This window comes from Parachlamydia sp., assembly GCF_050255895.1.
GTDB classification, from domain to species: Bacteria; Chlamydiota; Chlamydiia; order Chlamydiales; family Parachlamydiaceae; genus Parachlamydia; species Parachlamydia acanthamoebae.
In genome coordinates this window covers 1-19,568 of record NZ_JBFWIR010000061.1, presented here as the reverse complement: position 1 = coordinate 19,568, position 19,568 = coordinate 1, and the positions used below count along the sequence as shown (strand labels likewise).

Annotated in this window: 15 protein-coding genes and 1 pseudogene; 6 read left to right on the top strand and 10 right to left on the bottom strand. The window is 37.0% G+C overall.

Annotated features, from left to right (window positions below):
* A pseudogene (locus AB7E63_RS10540) lies at positions 1–564 on the top strand (glycogen debranching protein); the annotation flags it as partial.
* A 154-nt stretch (positions 565–718) separates the two neighbouring features.
* Here AB7E63_RS10540 and AB7E63_RS10535 read toward each other — a convergent pair.
* From AB7E63_RS10535 to AB7E63_RS10515, 5 genes are all read right to left on the bottom strand, one after another.
* On the bottom strand, positions 719–1,252 hold the full coding sequence (locus AB7E63_RS10535) for a hypothetical protein (RefSeq protein WP_013925097.1): 534 nt from the start codon (positions 1,250–1,252) through the stop codon (positions 719–721).
* A 484-nt stretch (positions 1,253–1,736) separates the two neighbouring features.
* Entirely contained in the window at positions 1,737–2,774 is a 1,038-nt protein-coding gene (gene queA / locus AB7E63_RS10530; RefSeq protein ID WP_013925098.1) for a tRNA preQ1(34) S-adenosylmethionine ribosyltransferase-isomerase QueA, read from the bottom strand.
* A gap of 58 nt (positions 2,775–2,832) precedes the next feature.
* Complete coding sequence (locus AB7E63_RS10525) at positions 2,833–3,693, bottom strand: SpoIID/LytB domain-containing protein (protein ID WP_013925099.1); 861 nt, start codon at positions 3,691–3,693, stop codon at positions 2,833–2,835.
* Positions 3,693–4,706, bottom strand: a complete 1,014-nt coding sequence (gene ruvB / locus AB7E63_RS10520; protein ID WP_006339825.1) for a Holliday junction branch migration DNA helicase RuvB — start codon at positions 4,704–4,706, stop codon at positions 3,693–3,695. The genes AB7E63_RS10525 and ruvB overlap by 1 nt, the downstream gene beginning before the upstream one ends.
* A 1-nt stretch (position 4,707) precedes the next feature.
* Entirely contained in the window at positions 4,708–6,078 is a 1,371-nt protein-coding gene (locus AB7E63_RS10515; RefSeq protein ID WP_013925100.1) for a sodium-dependent transporter, read from the bottom strand.
* A 166-nt stretch (positions 6,079–6,244) separates the two neighbouring features.
* Between AB7E63_RS10515 and AB7E63_RS10510 the strand changes: the two genes are divergently transcribed.
* Positions 6,245–6,739 carry a hypothetical protein gene (locus tag AB7E63_RS10510; protein WP_006339827.1) on the top strand — a complete coding sequence of 165 codons (495 nt, stop codon included), beginning with the start codon at positions 6,245–6,247 and terminating at the stop codon, positions 6,737–6,739.
* A 203-nt stretch (positions 6,740–6,942) separates the two neighbouring features.
* A complete protein-coding gene (locus tag AB7E63_RS10505) occupies positions 6,943–7,923 on the top strand; it encodes a hypothetical protein (protein ID WP_013925102.1) in 981 nt (326 codons plus the stop codon).
* Here AB7E63_RS10505 and AB7E63_RS10500 read toward each other — a convergent pair.
* The 3 genes from AB7E63_RS10500 to AB7E63_RS10490 are packed head-to-tail and all read right to left on the bottom strand — an operon-like array spanning position 7,920 to position 9,649.
* A complete protein-coding gene (locus AB7E63_RS10500) occupies positions 7,920–8,561 on the bottom strand; it encodes a class I SAM-dependent methyltransferase (protein ID WP_013925103.1) in 642 nt (213 codons plus the stop codon). The genes AB7E63_RS10505 and AB7E63_RS10500 overlap by 4 nt on opposite strands.
* Positions 8,562–8,579: 18 nt before the next feature.
* Positions 8,580–8,900 (bottom strand): TMEM14 family protein, encoded by a 321-nt coding sequence (locus AB7E63_RS10495; RefSeq protein ID WP_013925104.1) that lies wholly within the window; start codon positions 8,898–8,900, stop codon positions 8,580–8,582.
* A 17-nt stretch (positions 8,901–8,917) separates the two neighbouring features.
* Complete coding sequence (locus tag AB7E63_RS10490; protein ID WP_226987384.1) at positions 8,918–9,649, bottom strand: dienelactone hydrolase family protein; 732 nt, start codon at positions 9,647–9,649, stop codon at positions 8,918–8,920.
* Between the two features lie 135 nt (positions 9,650–9,784).
* On the opposite strand from AB7E63_RS10490, the gene AB7E63_RS10485 reads away from it, so the two are divergent.
* The 3 genes from AB7E63_RS10485 (at position 9,785) to AB7E63_RS10475 (ending at position 13,001) form a co-directional block, all read left to right on the top strand.
* Positions 9,785–10,222: a hypothetical protein gene (locus AB7E63_RS10485; RefSeq protein WP_059359163.1), complete on the top strand. Its 438-nt coding sequence runs from the start codon at positions 9,785–9,787 to the stop codon at positions 10,220–10,222.
* Positions 10,223–10,284: 62 nt separating this feature from the next.
* Positions 10,285–11,535, top strand: a complete 1,251-nt coding sequence (locus AB7E63_RS10480) for a hypothetical protein (protein WP_013925106.1) — start codon at positions 10,285–10,287, stop codon at positions 11,533–11,535.
* Positions 11,536–11,720: 185 nt separating this feature from the next.
* Positions 11,721–13,001 carry a hypothetical protein gene (locus AB7E63_RS10475; RefSeq protein WP_013925107.1) on the top strand — a complete coding sequence of 427 codons (1,281 nt, stop codon included), beginning with the start codon at positions 11,721–11,723 and terminating at the stop codon, positions 12,999–13,001.
* 48 nt (positions 13,002–13,049) lie between these two features.
* Here AB7E63_RS10475 and AB7E63_RS10470 read toward each other — a convergent pair whose 3' ends face one another.
* Both AB7E63_RS10470 and AB7E63_RS10465 read right to left on the bottom strand, forming a co-directional pair.
* Entirely contained in the window at positions 13,050–14,261 is a 1,212-nt protein-coding gene (locus AB7E63_RS10470; RefSeq protein WP_013925108.1) for a hypothetical protein, read from the bottom strand.
* Positions 14,262–14,413: 152 nt separating this feature from the next.
* A complete protein-coding gene (locus AB7E63_RS10465; protein WP_428419444.1) occupies positions 14,414–19,435 on the bottom strand; it encodes a hypothetical protein in 5,022 nt (1,673 codons plus the stop codon).
* Positions 19,436–19,568: the final 133 nt, after the last annotated feature.

Sequence of the window (19,568 nt, the reverse complement as noted above, 5' to 3'; positions counted from 1 at the left end):
GCGCAAATTCTTCAATTACGTGAAAGGCAAATGCGCAATTTTCACTTAATCCTGATGCTTTCTCAGGGTATACCCATGCTTTTAATGGGAGATGAATATGGGCACACGAAAAAAGGCAATAATAACACGTGGTGCCAAGACAACGAACTCAATTGGTTTCTCTGGGATCAATTAAAAAATCACAACGCCTTCTATCGTTATTATAAAGAGCTGATTCATTTTAGACATGCCCATCCTATTTTGCAACGATCCACATTTTTGGAACCCGATGACATCGATTGGCACGGAGAAGAGCCTTTCCAACCTCAGTGGGAGGTCGACAACCGTTTTATCGCCTTTACTCTTAAAAATCCAAATAAGAAAGGCACCTTGTATGCAGCGTTTAATGCAGATGGATTTCCAATAAAAGTACACATTCCCGCTAGCCCACTCTCCACGCAATGGTACTGGATTGTTAACACCAGCAAAGACTCACCTGACGATTTTCTTGAAAATCCCATTCCCATGAACTTAGAGCATTATGAAATGCCTCCCTATTCAGCTCTCCTTCTGGAGGCAAAGTAAGAAATGATGCCCCATATAGGCGGTAAAACGAACAAGGGCAAATTTTGATGTCTTTGAAGAATGACTGATGACTTTTCAACTTGAAAAGCCATCAGTCATAGAATGAAAGTGACGACATTGTTCGACTCTAAAAGTCGAATAATTGCATGCGAATTTATCTTCTTTTACTCGTTTCGTTTGCTTCATTCAACCAAGAAAGCCCATGCTGAACTAATATAGGGGCAATACTTACACCAATTCCAGTTAGAAATGTGTACTCACGCTTCACTGTTGATTCGAGAAGCCATCTAACTATGCCACCTTTAGGTAAAGTAGAGATCGCATTATTCACAATCTGGCTACTGTAAGAAGCCAGAATAATGGGCAACGCTGTCTCTGCAATAAGACTAACAAACATCAAAAAATTACAAGTTTTAGGATGGATTTGATCGGGGCCTTCTCCTGTATTTCTATCTACATAACGTTTAATTGGATTATAAATCATAGAATGGTAGATTCCCGAATATACCCCTTGAATCAATCCGACATTACCAACGCCAACAAACCGTCCTCCTATATATCCAACAGTTGCTGGAGCTAGTAGATTTCCACTTTTTTCAATAACAAATAACCCCGCTGATGCAATCCCATTCAGGCCATTGTTAATAATAGCATTCGTTGAACTTGAACTACCTATTTGGCTTGTCATATTTACCTCCGTTGGAAATACACTCACGCTAACACATATTTTGAAAATTATGCAAGAAATTTGCTTTAGAGTAGCTTTTGAGCGCCATAATGAGTTAAGAGTAAAAGCAAATTGGCAAGAAATAACATGATCTTATCAATGGGTTTTCTGATTTATAGCATTCGAATTACTCAAAAAAAATATTTTGACATTATTGATTAAATTGAACAGGTAAATTTCGCAATGCCGAGATTGCACAACCAATAGAAGGGAACTTTCTTTGCATGAGGACACTTTTTCAGGAATATTCGTCCCTTTCCCCTTGTTGACAGGCAAAGGATGCTCCCATTATGGAGACATTCTCCGTCAAGCCTCTCAATTGGCTGAAACGTTAAGCTAAGACCCTCGTCACTTTACCCTAGATACAGCTCAAGACGCTCATACTATTGTAAAAAATGGCACAGCCTTTGTCAAAGCCGTGATTGATATAGAAAGTTAGCCCTATTTAAAGAATAAGCATTGCATCGCCATAAGAATAAAAACGGAATTTTTCTTTAACAGCTTTTTGATAGGCTTCGCGGATAAGCTCGTGACCAGCAAAAGTGCTTACTAAGACGAGCAAGCTGGAACAGGGTAGGTGGAAATTCGTCAACAAAGCTTGCATTTTGCGAAACTGGTACCCAGGAGAAATAAAGATATCCGTGGAATATTCTCCTGGCTGGATTATAGATGAATGCCCAGCAGCAGATTCCAATGCACGACAACTGGTGGTCCCGATGCAAATTTGGCGCCCAGAGGAAGGATTATTTAATTGTTGGGCAGCTTGCACACTAATAAAAAAAGACTCGTCGTGCATTTGATGATCGCGAATATCTTCAACCTTTATCGGAAGAAAAGTACCTAGCCCCACATGCAAAGTCACTTCGATTCTTTCAACACCTTTTGATGTTATTCGATTGAGTAATGGTTGCGTAAAGTGCAATCCCGCAGTAGGAGCCGCAACAGCACCTGGATGAGCTGCATATACCGTTTGATAGCGTTCCCCATCTTCTTTAACATCAGGTTCCCTCTTGATGTATTTAGGTAAAGGAATTTTGCCATGCTGCTCTAGCACTTGATTAAAATCCCCCTCATGGAAGAAACGAACACATCGAGCGCCTTCAGGAAGAACGTCTACAATTTCACAAGAAAATGTTTCACTAAAAATAACCTTGGATCCAAGACCCAGTTGTTTTCCTGGCTTTACCAAAACCTCCCAAGTACCGTCGCTTCTTTGAGCCTTAAGAAAAACTTCAGCCTGACCACCAGTAAGCCGTTTCCCCAATAACCGAGCAGGAATGACCTTTGTGTTATTAAAAATAAGGCTATCTCCTTTCTGCAGGAAATCGGCCAATTCATAAAAAGGGATCTCACTTAATATTCCAGAACCTCTATCAACGACCATTAAGCGAGAATGATCTCGAGGTGTGCAGGGATGTTGAGCGATTAATTCTTGGGGAAGATCAAAATGATAAGAGGAAAGATGATAAGGGCTATTAGTCATAAGATTCTGTTTCTGGGGCCTAAAGGGCATTTGGGAAACCAAATGCCCTATAAAATATCTATTTAATTAACTCAATTGTGGCATTAGGAAATGCTTTCGCTAAGATTTGCGCAGCATTATCTCCTTTGCGAGCCATTTCTTCAGCCTCAAAGAGTGTAATGCGTGAAAAAATGGAGTTTTGTTGTCCTGACGCTTTTCCACCAGATCCAGAACCCCACTGAGCAGCAAAAGGTGTTAACACCTTTTCATAAGTACCTGTCCGACTTAAAATCATGCCACGGGTAGCCTTAATAGCCTTTGCCATCGGACTGTCTGAACGAATCTGAACATTCCCTTGGTAGCCAACGCGACTTCCTTCAACTGTCCAATAAGGATTTTTGGGATTTTCTGTCAGATAGTAAGCATGTGTCCGTGCAATAATAGCAACTGCAGCGAGCGCTTCCTCTGGCAGAGGTTCCACGAATTGAGGCTCCAGTATCACTTCTAAATATTTTTCTAGAGGAATCTGGTTGACGACACTCACAGTTCCACCAATATCGTAAACAAGTAAAGACCCTGGATAATCTGTTCCATCTACTGACAATATCGTTGTCAATTGATCTGGAACAACTTTTAATTGGTGAATACCAGGGAATTCTTCTCCCCATCTTAATCCGCCAGACATCGCTTCAATCGGCTTACGTTTTCCTAAAAAACGTGTGCTGATATGCGATTCGTCATGTGGATCGTACAATTGATATTTCCCTTTTACCTCGAGCATTATGCTGGGTTGGTCATGAATGACCAAGACATTTACCGCAGGAGGAGCTGGGGGACTTTGTTTCCATAAAATTTCTGTAACAGTTTCCCATATTCCTGCTTGCGCAGTAATGGAAAATGACAGGCTTGCAAGTAAAAGCAGATTACGCATGATCTTCATCACTTCTCCGTCCTTCCCTTTTTTAATTTTCCTAAGTGTTTGTAGGCAGATTCTGTTGCAACACGGCCTTTGGGTGTACGTTTGATAAACCCTTTCATGATTAAATAAGGCTCGTGCACTTCCTCTATTGTATTTTTTTCTTCTCCAATGGCAACTGCAAGTGTATTCAATCCCACTGGCCCACCATTGTAATCATCAATTAAAACTTCTAAAATTTTTTTATCCATTTCGTCAAATCCAATTTGATCAATTGCCAACATTTCTAAGGCTTTGATCACAATCGGCTGCGTAATGATGTTATTTGCACGCATTTGTGCATAATCTCGCACCCATCTTAAAAGATGGTTCGCTATGCGAGGTGTGCCTCTAGCGCGTTGTGCGATTTCCGCTAACCCTTTCTGATCGATTGTCATATGCAAAATTTGCGCAGTACGACCCAATATTTGCTCTAGAACTTTAGGTTCATAATAATCTAAGCGGCATGAAAATGCAAATCTAGAACGCATGGGAGATGTTAATAAACCGACGCGCGTAGTTGCTCCAACCAAAGTAAAGCGTGGCAATTTGATTTGGATGCTACGTGCATTTGGTCCTTTATCAATCATCAAATCCAGGACAAAATCCTCCATAGGCGGGTACAAATACTCTTCTATGGCTGGTTGTAAACGATGCAGCTCATCGATAAAGAGAATATCCCCTTCTTTGAGATTCGTCAAAACACCTGCCAAATCTCCCGCTTTTTCAATAAGTGGTCCAGATGTCACAACAATATTCGTTCCCATTGCCTTAGCTAAAATATTTGCTAACGTTGTCTTCCCGAGCCCGGGAGGACCGCTAAACAAACAATGGCCGAGTGCTTCGCCTCTTTGTTTTGCCGCACCAATCAACACTTCCAACCTTTCTCGAATAGAATCCTGACCTGCAAAATCGTCTAGCGCTTGCGGTCTTAGAGGGACCTCGAAAGTAGTATCTTCCTGGCAAAACGAAGATTCGATATAGTTTTTTGTTGTCATCTTAAAAGAACATCAGCAATGAATTCAAAAAAATAATCGCCATTAAAATAGGAGCCGAAACTTTAAAGCAAAACCAAAAGTACGATAAAATCCAGGGATAACGCTTAAAAAACTCATGAGATCCCACTTTTAGCTCACTTAAAGCATTCCACACCCCCCAACGTCCGAGCAAGAGAATGAGTGCAAAAAACCCACCTGCAGGAATTAAAATATGTCCACAGATGGATTCAATAAAATCAACAAAGGGCAAACCAAAGAATGTCGTATTTTTTAATAAACTATACGACAATGCACTTGGAATACCGAGAAGAAATGCACCAATTCCACATGCCCAAACAGCAAGATGACGGTTCCATCCTTTTTCATCAATAAGATATGCAATTGTAGGCTCCATTGCTGAAATTTCGGATGTCAAAGCAGCCAAAACCACAATCAAAAAGAATAACACACTCATCAAATATCCTCCTGGGATTTGACTTAACACCCAAGGCAAGGTATGGAAAAGCAACGCAGGCCCAGAGCTCGGCTCAACACCCGCGGAAAACGCAATTGTAAAAATGACCATCGCCGCTATAATCGAGACAAAAGTATCCATCAATAAAATAGGAACACAACTTTTGACAATATTCTCCTCTTTTGAAAGATAACTTCCATAAGTCACCATCGTCCCTTGCCCGACACTAAGAGTAAAAAACGCCTGTCCAAGAGCTGTCAAAAGAACAGCAGGAGTGAGTAAACTCCAATCGGGACTGAATAGGAAACGTAATCCATCTTGTGCGTTCGGTAAAGTCAGTCCTTTTAGAACAAGAAGAATCAAGACAACAAAGAGAAGCGGCATTAAAAACTTATTCCATCTTTCAATTCCTCCTCTAACACCTAGATAGAGAACCGTGCTGCAAATCAAAATAAAAAAGAAATGAAAGGAAACTCCCCACAAAGGGTTTTGCATGAGGGAAGTGTGGTGAAGTGCAACAGCCTCAGTTGAGGCAAAAGAAGATAAATTTCCTTTTACAGCTTCAATGAAATATCCAAAAATCCATCCGGCAACAGCACTATAAAACGAACTCACAATAAAGCCGGTTAACACAGTCATTTTCCCAGGCCATGACCAGATTTTCGATCTACCTAATTTCTCGAATGCACCGCTGGGGCTCGTTTGCGTGGCACGCCCAATCAAAATTTCCGCAATAAAAACAGGAAATCCAATCAATAACAAGCTTAAAATATAAACAAAAATAAAGGCAGCTCCACCATGTTTACCGACGAGATAAGGAAATCTCCAAATATTCGCTAAACCTACAGCAGAGCCTGCTACCGCAAAAATAAAACCAATTCGTGATCCCCACGATCCTCGAACTGAAGCGCTGTTCATGTGCACCTCTATTAAAATAATGAATGAATTGGTGTTTAAGGATACACTTTTTATTCATATTAAATCCAGCAGAGATCTTGATCTATTCTTGTTAAAAAAAATCGAAAAAAAATGTAGAATAAATTTATGGTCCAATTTTAAATATTTACAATTAAGGGAGGTTTTTATGATAAAAACTCGACACATTTTTCCCCTTTTTGCGATTGCGGCTTCCTGTGTACTATTTAACCCATCTACACTCCGCGCAGCAAATATTTCTTCCGTACAAGCTCAAGCCGATGAACAAAATTTTTATAAGCAGATCGAAGATCTGATAGCAAAAGATCAAAAACATCTTCAAGAAGTTCAAGATAGAGCTTATAGCCGGACAGAAGCGCCTATGTGGGCGACTAAAGTAGAGCTCGAGCAAGCTATCATCATGCTAGACGTTAAAAAGGTCCTTTACGCCAATTTTAAAAATACACCTGCCATCCAAAGTCCCCTAGTTCGAGAAAAACTCCTTAGCTTAATGCGCAAAGATAATATTACCATGAGCGATTTAGCTGAACTTCAGTCACTTACAGAGCGTGAAAAACAGCATTTAAGAGATGAAAGCGCTCAAATTCAGAGCCAACAAACACAGCCACAACAGCCACCTGTCCCTGCAGGAAGTGCTCAATAACTTTTTAAGAGTGTCTTAAGAGATTGAGGCACTCTTTTACCTAATACTTTTTAATCGACCAAGACAGTACTCATCTGAAGCATTTTGCAATTAAGCATCCACTTTTCTTATCATTCCGCTTTTAAGAAGTAAGTAAGGAAATTTCAACATTTAATATTTTACATTTGCATAAGAAATAAAACATCGAAGACGAAAGTTGTAAAATGAAAATACTAAAATTAATTAAAAATAGAGAAAATATCGATCCTGAATTGGAAACAACCATTCAAAAAGCAAAATGGTACCATTATTCGCGCATTTGCTTTGTTAAAAGTGGTACAGAATCTGCGATTGCCTCCCTCAATATCTTTGAAAGAGCTTTGGCGTCTTTATCAAAAATTGTACACCTCGATTATAAACAATTCGCTGTAAAAAGAGCGATTCAAGGCATGCGGGAGAAGGAAATAACCAATACCACCCAAGCTATATTAAGCTCCACCATGAGTACATCTGTAGAGCCACGGCAGGAGCCTCAAGCTTCTTCCCTTTCCCCTATAGAGGAACCGGTCCCAAGTAGACCCATCTATCTCTCATTTTCTGCTTATCGCCAGGAGAGGGAAGATCGAGGAGAACCTGTCGATCTCATTGTCGGTCGTGGAACACAGCTTGAAGCTAGACAAGCGACACAAAAGCTTACAGAACAGCGTTATTTCCGGGGGACTGAAAACAAGCCGTATCACCCCTATACGATCGATATTAATCCAGATCTACGTCCTGATTATAAAGCAGCAATAGACAATCTAAAAGAGATGGCTTACTTCCCCGATGAGAGTGTAGACGATATTTATGTAGAACGGATATTTCCAACGACCATTTTACAAGACATGCGTCTTTTTGTTAACGCAGCCCGTATTCTTAAAACGGGCGGCACACTGTTAGCCGATTTTAATGACGGAAGACGCTCGGAAGAGGTACGCAAGAAACAGGTAGAAATCTGGCAAGCTATTTTTGATGAATATCAAATTCCATTTGATATTCAAGCAGACCTCAATAACACGCATGCAAGAAGTGAATTGAATTCTCAGAAATTTGTGTGCACCAAGAAAGCTGATTTTGACCCAACATTTATCATGTACAAAGGGCGGCTTGGGCAGGCTACTCTTAAACTAAAAGGTCTTTTTAGAGAAAACAAACTGAATTTCTAGTGAATTTTAAAATAATGCACAATTGCTGGGGGAAAATTTCTCCAAACATGCACATGACAGAATTCATAGGATTTAGAAAAGTTAGAAATTAGCTTGGACGTTTTTAAAAAATTTTCCCTTGTTTTAGATCCGACTAAAATTTTTTTAATTTCTGGAATTCCTTGATACTCAAAATAAGTAACGATTCCACTTTTTTTAGTTAAAACTTGGTATTGCAAAAGAACAGCCTCCACAATAGACGGATCAAAAGCATTCAGGGGCAATCCAGAAATGATCACATCATAAAAAGCATCTTTGTGCCAATCAAGAATCGAGCAATTGCAAATATGCACATTCGATTTATGAGCATATTTTTTCTCAAGCAACTCGCAAAAAACAGCATCGACTTCCACAATATCTAAATGATCCTGTGGACGCATTTTCTCCAGAATAACATCTGTAAAAACACCCGTCCCAGCGCCGGCTTCAAGATAATGGAAAGCTTCTTGCCCTTCACATTTTCCTACATATTTAGTCATGGCTTTGGCAAGTTGATCTGAGCTAGGGACAACGGCCCCGATTTGATGCGGTTTTTTAAAAAAATTGAGAAAAAAAACGAAGGTGTCAGACGAAAAAAAATTTTTCAACCAATTAAGCATAACACCTTCATTTTTTTTTTAGTCTCCACTCTCTTTTAAAAAAGCAAACGCCGCTCCCGTTGCAAGGCTTAAGAGGACCATAAAGCCTGCGGGCATGAATTTCATGGAAAGGGAAAATCTATATAAAAAGAAGAGACCTAAAAATGTGATTAAAGCAATCGCCAAATAATAACCTTCTCTTCTACTTTTCCACATGAGCCAACCAGCGATTCCCAATAAAATGGCAAATCCCGCCGCCATAAAAAAAGAGACTAAGCTTTGAGCTTTTATATATCCAATAATTCCTCCGATTAGCACCAAAAGTGCGTATATCCAAGTAATCGAGGCGTGAATATTCATTAGAACACCTATTTGATTTAAAATATTTCTTCAAAAAAATTGCGCATAGACCTCCATGCGCGTTGACTAGACTTTTCATTGTAGACAAGCCCTTGCTCATAATCCTTTAAAGCCGGATTTGTAAAAGCATGGGAAGTGTGTCCATAGATGTCCATTTGCCAATCGACGTTAGCATCATTCAATTCTTTCTGAATCGCAACAATATGTCCAGGAGGAACCAAAGGATCTTCATATCCATGCAGAATTAATAAAGCCCCTTTAATTTCTTTTGCCAAAGGCTCAATATGGGCTTTATTTCCTCCTAAAGTATCTCCTAATACACCGTGAAAGCTTACAGCTCCAACAATATCAGCCCCACTTCTGAGGAGTTCAATAACAGTTAGACCACCAAAACAAAACCCGATCGCGCCTACTTTATCAGGATCTACCACAGCATATTGCTTAACAGCCTCTACTGCAGCTCGAATTCTTTCACGCAATGTTTTACGGTCAATAAAAAGAGGTAACATTAAAGCTCCAGCTTCCTCATCCGACTCCGCAGTTTTACCCCCTCCAAAAACATCCGCTGCAAAAGCAACATATCCTAGGTTAGCCAGCTGCCTGGCTTTTTCACATTCAAATTCTCCTAGCCCTTTCCAAGCATGTGCAATCACAATCGCAGGCCTCTTGGCTGCGCTTGCATTATCATAAGCTAGATAACCTTTCATTTTGAAGCCACCTACTTGATAAGACACAGCTTCTTGATGCATATTTTCTCCTTGAATTAGAAAATTAATTCCTTTTTCCAAGAAAGTAGGAGTCTGGATATTTTTTCCGCAATATCTATTTTTCAAAGGGCCCATTATGTTATGATTTTGCGATCAAATTCAAAAATAGGTTCTATTATGACTCATTCTCATCCATATATTCCCCCAGAAGGTCCTCCCCAAGATATCCGCTTAAATCCTGAAATTTATACCAAGATGGGCCAAGAATGTATTTTCAAAATGCTTGAAGATTTTTATGCGGAATTGGAAAAATCAAGTATTCGCCCACTTTTTCCAGAAAATATGCAGGAAGCTTCGAAAAAATCCGCCGCATTCTTTGTTTTTTTGCTTGGAGGTCCCCCTCTCTATCAACAGATGTATGGGGCCCCGATGATGCGAAAACGACATCTCCCCTTTGCGATAGATGAACAGGCCAGACAAGTTTGGCTAAACTGCTTTAAAAAAATTTTAATCAATGCGGAAGATAAATATCATTTCCCGCCTGAACATCTCTTTAGTTTTGTCCATTTTTTAGAAAAATTTTCTGGTTGGATGGTTAATAAAAAAGAAAACTAGCGCATATACTAAAAATCTAAAAATATAGTATATTAATAAATAAAAGTATTTTGAGAGATAATATGACACCTATTATAAATTTTTTTAGGGAAGCAGCCTACTCTGACCATACATACCTCAAAGTAGATAAGCTGGGAGAGCTTTGGACTGTGCAAAATAAATCTGAAAGATCGTCTCTCAGAAAAATTTCGGCATACGCAAAAAAAATTCTAGAAAATTCAGATATCAAATTAGAAGATCGTAAGCAGTTAGCTGTTCATTTCAAAAAAATCGTGGAATCCTTTGAGAATAAGAAAAAAAGTACGCCCAAAATTCTTTTTTTGAAAAAATGGATTAGGAATTTAATCAAAAAGTACGAATTGGAAAAATCCTATAAAATTTTGAGAACCTTTGATCCTTCTTACACAAGAATTAAAAAGAAGAAAGCTAAAGAAATTTTAGCGCCTTACTTTAAAGATAATAGCGAACAAGCTGTAGACTTTTTACAAAAAGCTCCAATTGGGACATATGCTGTTTGGCAGCAAAATAGCAAGAATTTGATGCTCGCATTCCGAATTCCCTCGTCAAAGCACGGCTTAGTCATATCCCAGCCAGTGCCTTTAAATGCAAATTCACCAGCTGAAATCGAGCGTTTGACTACACCGCAAAATCAATTTAAAATTCTTGAAACAAATGGCATAGCTTATCCGACAACTCTCCAAATGCATGAAAATCTTCCTCTAGAAACTGGATGTTATAGCGTATTCAAAACCAAGGGTTATGATGTTGATTATATCATGATCGTCAAAACTCAAGATGGGTTCGTACAGTTCAATTTAAAAAATTCCGAAGATGAGAGCCTGTTTCAGCAGATTGAAAAAAATCTAACACCCGCGAGGCTAGAAAAAGCTGAAGCCCAAAAAGCTAATGATATTTATGTTGCAAATCACAAAAATCACATCGGATACGCAAAAATAAAAATGCTTGAAGACGGACAGTGGGAAGCTCGCATAAAAATGGATGCAAGTAACGATTACCTTCTTGTTAAGGATACGGAACAAAATGTAACACGACTCAAAACTGAAGCTGGTTTTCGTCTATTTTTGCACGAAAAAGGCTATTTTTTTGACAATGAGGAAGACGCTAAAGCATATTACAAAGCTAAAAATAAAGATCTCGAGTTTGTTTTATGGGAGAATAAGGATAAAACAATCTCCATGTGGCCCCGTTTAGTTTTGACTAACTCTCTCGAACACAAACCTTATATCATCCTAGAGCATGAAGATATCCGAACGGGTATTCAACGCGTGTTTAATGAGTTTTATGATACATAATTTTTATTGAAAGCAGCCAGGGCCATACCTTCCTTCGTTAATAAACCTCCGTGCAGTACCATCCATATAGATTAGTTAAGAACGTATTCTCAAGCAAAAATACATGGTTTTATAAAAAAACTAAGCATGAAAATTTTAATTATGTTAAGGTATTCTAACGTCAAAATGTATTAATAAGGAATTATATGACATCGATTCAAGACACATTATATTTTTTTAGAGGCGTCACAAATTCTTATAAGACAACAAACCACCAATATCTCAAAGTGGATCCTAAAAGTGGAAATTTTCAGTTTGAAAAAAAATCCAAGCGATCATCACTCAGAAAAATCTCAGCTTATGTAAAAACAATTTTAGAGAATCAAAATGTCGAAATTCAAAAACGTAAGCAACTCGCCTCTTATTTTAAAATAATCGTGGATTCCTGTGAGAATAAGAAAAAAAATACGCCAAAAATTCTTTTTTTAAAAAACTGGATTAGCAATTTAATTAAAAAGCACCAAATCGCTAAATCCAGAAATATTTTGACAAATTTTGAGAATTCATATGCTTCGATGCCAGCAACTTCTCCCTTTTTAAATGAACTTTCAAAATCTCCACATTTTAAAAATAATAAAGATCAGGCTTTGGACGCCTTAAAAAAGGCGCCTATAGGAACGCACGTCATGTGGCAAAAAGAATTAAATACATTAATATTTGCATTGAGCATCCCTGCTTATGAAAGTCCTATAATTACCTCCAAATCCATTGACTTAGATGAAAACGCTCAGACAAAAATTAATCGCTTAGCAGCTCCTGAAAATCAATTTGAAATTCTTTTAAATAATAAAATGGCTTTTACTTCAAGAGAAGAACTCCAGAAAAAAATGCCTCAGAAAAATAGAGCGTATGCCATCTTAAAAACAGATAATGACACTGATTACGAGATGGTCGTAAAAACTAAGTACGGATTTGCAAATTTTACATTAACCCCTTCCGAAAACGAAACGCTTTTTGAGCTTATAGAAAAAAATCTCATCCCTGAAAAATTAGAAGAAGCTGATATCGAAAACTTAAAAAGAAACGATGATATGATCAGTAAAGACAAAAATCACGTCGGGCATGTTGCAGCAATACAAAATCCGGATGGTTCCTATTTAGTTTGCTTAAAAATTGATAAAAGGAATACCGACCATATGTTTGGGAATTCAACGGCAGAAAAAGTGAATGACCTGAAAACAGAAGCAGGCTTTCGTCAATTCCTAAATGATGAAGGCTACTTTTTTGCTAGTGAAGAAGAGGCAAGAGCGAACTGTAAAAAAAACGAGTTCGTTTTATGGAAAAACCAAGATAAAACCATCTCCATGCTAGTAGAAGACCCTGAAGGTCAATCTTATCTCATCTCAGATAACGAAGATATTCGATTGGGCATGCAAAAAGCATTTGAAGAATTTGAAAAAGTATCCGAAGTATTTTATGAAGGATGATTTTCTCAAAAACCCAACAGCTTTCTGGAGCTGTTGGGTTTTATCTTGTCAATGTGCTAGATACTCTTTTAACATCTGGCTATTGAGAATCTGATTTTTTTTCAAATCGGCAATCGTTTTTAAACCCTTATTTTTCAACTTTTCCAGTATCCCTTGCCCGCCTTCATATTCCGTATCGCTTATTTCCCAGAAGAGCAAAATCGTTCCCACCGAACTTTCTAAGGTCGTTTTATCTAAATGAAATACCCGATTATAAACCATCTGGTAAAGCGAATGCTCAGCTGCAAGACTGCACTCATTTTTTTCTAAGCGACATTGCAATATTTTATAATCGTTTTTAAAATCTGAAAATTCTCCCCAGTCACCCGGAATCCCTTCCAATAATTCAATAACAGCGTGTAAGGCTTTAAGAGTTTCCTTGACATGAAGAACTAAGGCCTCAATTTCTCTCAGATCGGTCTGCTCAATTTGACGGCTCTCCAATTCATCTGCGAGATGTTCAAATAAAACATCTACCTTTTCTTTAATCGTCGCCAAATCTGCCTCAAACGCTTTTTTTTGATGCTGAATAAAGATGCTGATTCGGTTTTCAATTTTCAATATCTGTTTGAGCTCTGCGGTAAAAGCAACCAATTCCTCTTTTGTGAGTTGATTAAATAGCGTCCACCAAATTCTTTCCGGCACGGATAAGCAAAAAAAACCGATATCTTCTGAATGCTCTTTCAAGCATTCCCTTATGATTTGTTTGACCTGCAAGGCATTGGCATGCTCGGCAAACGCCTTTTGCTCTTCCTGACTATACGTGTAAATATGCATCATAAAAGGCAGGGTTTCATTCACGCTTCTTTGCACTACCCCCGCAAAATACATTTCCGATTTTTTTTCTTGGGAAAAATTGATTATACGACTGACAATGTCATCAAAATGTGACAGCTCTTTACGTAAACTTTCCGTTTTTTCTCTTTCTTCTAATTTTTTTAACAGAAGTGAGGATGTGGGCGAATTAAATAGAGCCTTTGCCAATGCCTCTAATTTTGAAAAAATTTCGGGCTCAAAACGCTTTTCATATTTTTCATCCAAAAGAGTGTTCCATTCCCTGAATCGTCTGGCCAGCTTGACTGAAATCGAACCATTATCCTGCACTTGCGAACTATCCTCCACAAAAAGAGATTCTGGGGGAGAAGCTTCCTCAAATTGCAATAGAGAAGAAAACTTGGCTTGATAATCCAATTCGAGAGAAGATAAAGAAGGTACTGTCATAAAGGATGCTCCATGTAATGTCACATCCTTTATTTGTAGAGAATTTGATCTTATTTTTGCAAAGAAAGAATTTTTTACAACTAACAGATTCTCATGCCTTTTCCCAATAATCATATATGGTAACAGGGTGCTCTCTGTTCATTTTTTACATACTACGCACAACGCTCCTTAATCTCCTTGACTTGTCCTTTTTTAAGAATGACTTCTACACCCAATTCATTTTGAAGAAGATTTTTACCTTCTTGTAATTTGTTTCTATCCTTGAAAATATTTAGCCAATTTTTAATGAGTTCGTGACACCTCAGTTTTTCTTCAGTCGTTTTCCTGAATGCCATAGATTTCACAACGAATGTTAAAAAATATTTCAAAACAGCTATTTCATAACCAGGCAGTATTGTGATTCTTGAAAAGTTCCGCAAAAAGCGGTCTAAAAGATCATAAAATTCTAGCATATAATTCTCAAAAACACATATTTCAGGAATCTTCTCTCTATCCGTATGAGCCGCGCGTCGCCCTCCGGATACATCAATGATTAACTTCATAAAATCCGAATAAAATACATCCACATTGGCATTTAGTTGGCTCACATCTAGCTTGTCACCTTCATTTAAAAATGCATAAGAAATCCCCAAGCAAATTTTTGCAAAGTAACTTTTTCCCGAATCTGTTTGAAAGCATTTTTTGAAATAAAGCTCAGATTCGATTAAAGTAGACTTCATGGCATTAAAGAACTTTACTTTTGTTCCTTGGTAATCCTGAGTAAAAGAACTGTAACTTTCCCATTTTTTCCAAAGAATTTCGTAGCAATTCAATAATAACTTGTACCCATGCATATTGCGTTCCTTTAGTGGAATCAGAGCAATCATCTCTTGAACATAGTCAAGAGAAGCAAGAGAGATTCTAAAGGATTTATCATTTCCCCCCTCTGCTAACGAAACTAAATTTTCTAGCAATTGATACTCGATCAGCGAAATAGCTCTTTCGAAATCAGGAGAACCAACCAACCCCTTTATCTTCTCAATTTCATTAGTGACTTCGATAAATTTTCTTTCTGCGATCATTTCACTTTCAGGTGAAAAAGCTTTTCCAATAGTTTTTTGCCAGTAGTTAATTTCAACCAATCTAAGTATTTCCTCATCAGGCGTGAAATCATTTCCTCTATTGTGAATCGTTTCAATAAACAACAAAGGGAAAAAAGCTCCCACAAAATTTGGTGATTTGTTCGCAGTGAAATCGATAAGCACTCGTTCTCCGAGGATTCGCATTTTTTCATAGAAAAACAAATAATTCCCTGAGAAAACTTTTGCACCTAAAGCTTTTTTGAGTAGCATTTCACTTTTAGTTAAAAACTGGTTCTTTTCAAAATATTTAAAAATCATCTCAAAGGCATCTATGGAAATTTTTTGATCTATTTTATAAAACGCTTCTGGAACGTTTATGAATAAATCCATGTCTTCATTTCTCTTGACCGCATTTAACAGCAAAGCCAAACAATCTAAAAGATTTTGTCCGCTACCTTTTGACAAAGTCTTACATAAGTTGATTAATAGCCTTAGGGAACCTTGAAAATCAGATTTTTTTATTTTTAAAAGAATTGTTTCTTTCATCACCTCAGTTTTCTCTATTTCAGAAAGTTCAAATAAAGAGGCTTTGGGCCAATCTAAAGCATGATATAAGAACGTAATGCAGAGTGTCTTTTTATCCAATATATTCAATTCTTTTTTGTTTTCTGATGGATTTTCAAGTTGATTAAAATAAGATTGCATTTTTAGCAATCCTTGGGGTTTCAAAATATCTGCATATTTCCCAAACAATTTAATCCCTTTAACATGTGTATTAGAACGTGAGACTAAAAGAAAAACCGTGTTTTCCACAAGATTCGCTTTCATAGAATAAGGATATTTAGAATTTTGCATGCATGCTTTCAGATCTTTAACAAAATGTTTAACTAACTGCTCCAATTGAGCCCCAAACATTTTATTGAATAGGAGTTGAAAATTTAAAAAATATTCTTCAAACAAATCGTTAAGATAAAACGTTCTAAGATGGATGAAGAGATCTAGAGCTTTTTTGTGATGGCGAGAATCAGAGGCCTTTGCAAGTACGCGGAAAATATCCCGGATGATTTCTATTTTTTTGGAATTTGCTAAACTCAATCCTTGGGGCCACTCATAACAAGAATAAAAATGAAACATTACATAAGATTGCTGTGCAATCGGTGCCGTTTCCTCTACTTTGAACATGGTTGCTAAATCAATCTTGCCTCCTAAAAATTCATTTAAGTAGATATATTGACTTGTTAAAGCATTCATCATGTCAAAATATTTAGTTTCTTTTTCTGATGGATACCCTATTGAACCCATACGCACGAGCTCATTAAAAATAGGCTTTAATACGGCTAAAATAAGAATGTAATTTTTCTCTAAATTCGTTTTCATTAAAGTCGAATCAGAAAATAAAATATCTGCAAAATCAAAAATGCGTTCAAATATTAAGGGATCGGAGACTCTTGGAATAGGCTCCTGGAGGTGTTTTTTCAGAAGTTTTTCATCTGAATTCAATAGTGATAAGAAAATTTTTTCGCTTTTGAGATGATTTGGCAGCTTTTCCCATTTATGCAGGTATTTCTCGTGCTTTTCCGATTGTCTAATCCATAAAATAAAAAAAGCATCCAAATAGCGCCAAAATTGCTTTTCTTTACTAATAAAAGAATCCTTATCAAAAAGGATGCGGGCAAATGCTTTTAAAGCATTTCTTTTTAAAAAAGCATTATTAAATTTCGAAAAATTATCATATAAGAAGTGTAACGATGTTTTGCAAGGATTATTCTTAAGTTGCCCAAGTATCAAATTGCAATTAAGTTCATTGATTTGCGCCCGGCTCAGAAATTTTTCTAAAACAGGGGAGCGAAAGAAATACTTTAAGAATGGGATAAAAGAATTCATCTTTATACAATTTAATAAAAAATGGTAAACATCTTTGCGATACAAAGAAAAAAAATGTATTTCTAAATTCATAAGCTTGCTTTTGATTTTTTTGTGGTTATGCTTAAAGCAAGCTTCCATCACATCATAAATAAGAGTCGCTTTCGGTTGCTTCAGGTAAGCATCCAAAGCTTTTCCAATTTCGACAATCACCTTATGAACTTTAAAATTCTCAATGGATGAACTACGATCTAGTGCAAGAATAAGATTTCCCTCATCCGCAGTAGTTGCCTCCCCTAAAAATCTCCTTTGGAGAGCCTGACATCCTTGTATAAACATGTGTTGTTCACCATGATTAATGAGCTCTTCAATTGATTCTGGAGGAATATTTGGAAAGGAAGATTTATCATGAGAAACAACCTCATCTTTTTCAGAAATTAATTTAAGAAATCTACCATAAAATTCACTTTTTACAATTTCTAAACTACCATCAAAAAAAGAAGTGAGCCCAGTATCTGTTAGCCATTCTTCAGGAGAAAAATCTTTATCTTTCAAAATGAGTGGCATGCAGTCATTTAAACAGGACCATTTTTCCACTGGAAATTCTTTTAAAATATTCTCGTAGAGAACTTTTTTCTTAAATAAAGAGACAAATTGGCCATTTATATTAGGAGATTCACAAAGAGCGATTTTTTTAATTAAATCTTTCCAATACAGGGGATTTTTAACTTCAGTCTGTGAAATCAATAAAACATATGCGGTCAAATGAGCATGTTGAATGGGCGCTGGCACATGCATAAGATGTTTTAATAATTCCTCGCCCCCTCTTCCAATTTGTTGGATGATGTTCTCTTTTCGGCTAATGATGTCAAAAACAAGCTGGAATTGATTTTTTTCGAGACATTCGTCTATCAATAATTTCCAGATGAAATTTCCATTTTCATCTTTGCATCCTACGTCATAAAAACAATTAAAAATATCATGAAAATATTTGTCATTACTCCATAGTAAACTGCGACTCCATTCACACAAAATTTTCATTTGGCTAAGAGAGAGAGAGCGACGAGCTAAATAAATAATCCAATGAACGGCAAAAGCTTTTTGAGTGTATTGTAAAAGATGGGATATCAGACGTTCAACAACATCAAAATCGAGGACGATTTTTGAATGATTTGCGACAATCTCTTTCCATAAATGATGAAAACCTAAAACCTCTTCTCGAGCAAGACAAGAGGTCTTTAATAGGGTTAATGCTTCTTTTTCTAAGTACGCTTTTTTTTGACTTCCTATTTCGCGGAAACTCTCATAAGAACCCAAAAGCTGCACAAGGTCAAAAAAAGTTTGCTTCTCTTCTAATGACAAACTAAAAACAATCAGCTGAATATTAAATGCTTTAAAGATAGGCTCTAAAGATTTAACCTTTAGCTTGCAGCTAAGAAGCATTTTTATGCAATATTCAACTTCTATAGGATATTTACAAATTGTATCTTCTTCTAAAACCTCATCGAAAAAAGCCTTGAGCATTTCTGCGAAGTGGTTTGGAGTACGACTCATTGCAGTTTTTTGAAGACAATTAAAAATCCATACATTTTTTTTATTAGTCTCCTTCTGCAAAAGATCGTTGAAATCAACGCTAGCTAGAATTTTGCAAATCGCATCTAACAATCCTCCCTTCTGAAAAAAGGAGTGAGAAGCAAGAACTTTAGAAAAGAAAAACTCTAAAACATGTTTGCCGGCTTGTTTGTCTTTTCTCATAAGAGGTAATACTTTTAAAATACCTTCAGCAGATCCTAAATACTGAGAGGCATTGATATCCTCCATGATTGCGTTTAACTGAATGGCGAGTAATTCCTTATGATTCAAGTAAGAAGAATAGGATTCAGACACCTGTTTAGCAACAACAACGCCTCTATCATCCGTGATGATAGCTAAAACAAGTCTTTTGATATGCTCAAAAGTAAGATCTGATTGAGGGAGTTTACATGCCTTATTCAAAATTTTGGTTCCGTAATCGATAGACCTTTTCTTTTCTTCTTCACTGACACTTGACTCTGCTTTAAGCAAATATTCAGCAAAACATAATCGATCTTCAAGTTGCCAAATTTGAAAAGTTTTCCCTTTATCCCACAATGCCAGGCTTTCCTCTATCTCTGCGTGTGTGATCAGTTCTCTTAACAAACTTCCCCATAGATTATTTTCAGAGGCGTTTAATATTTTTTTCTTTGTCAGTAAGCATAGTAGCGAGTGCACATATACCTTATAACCTGAATTAAAAAGGATGTTGATGAAAAAAATTAAAATGTCATCGAAAGATTTTCTAAGAGGAGGCAGACAAGTTAGAAATTTTTCATTTTCAAAGAGAGGTTCAGCCAACTTTAAAAAA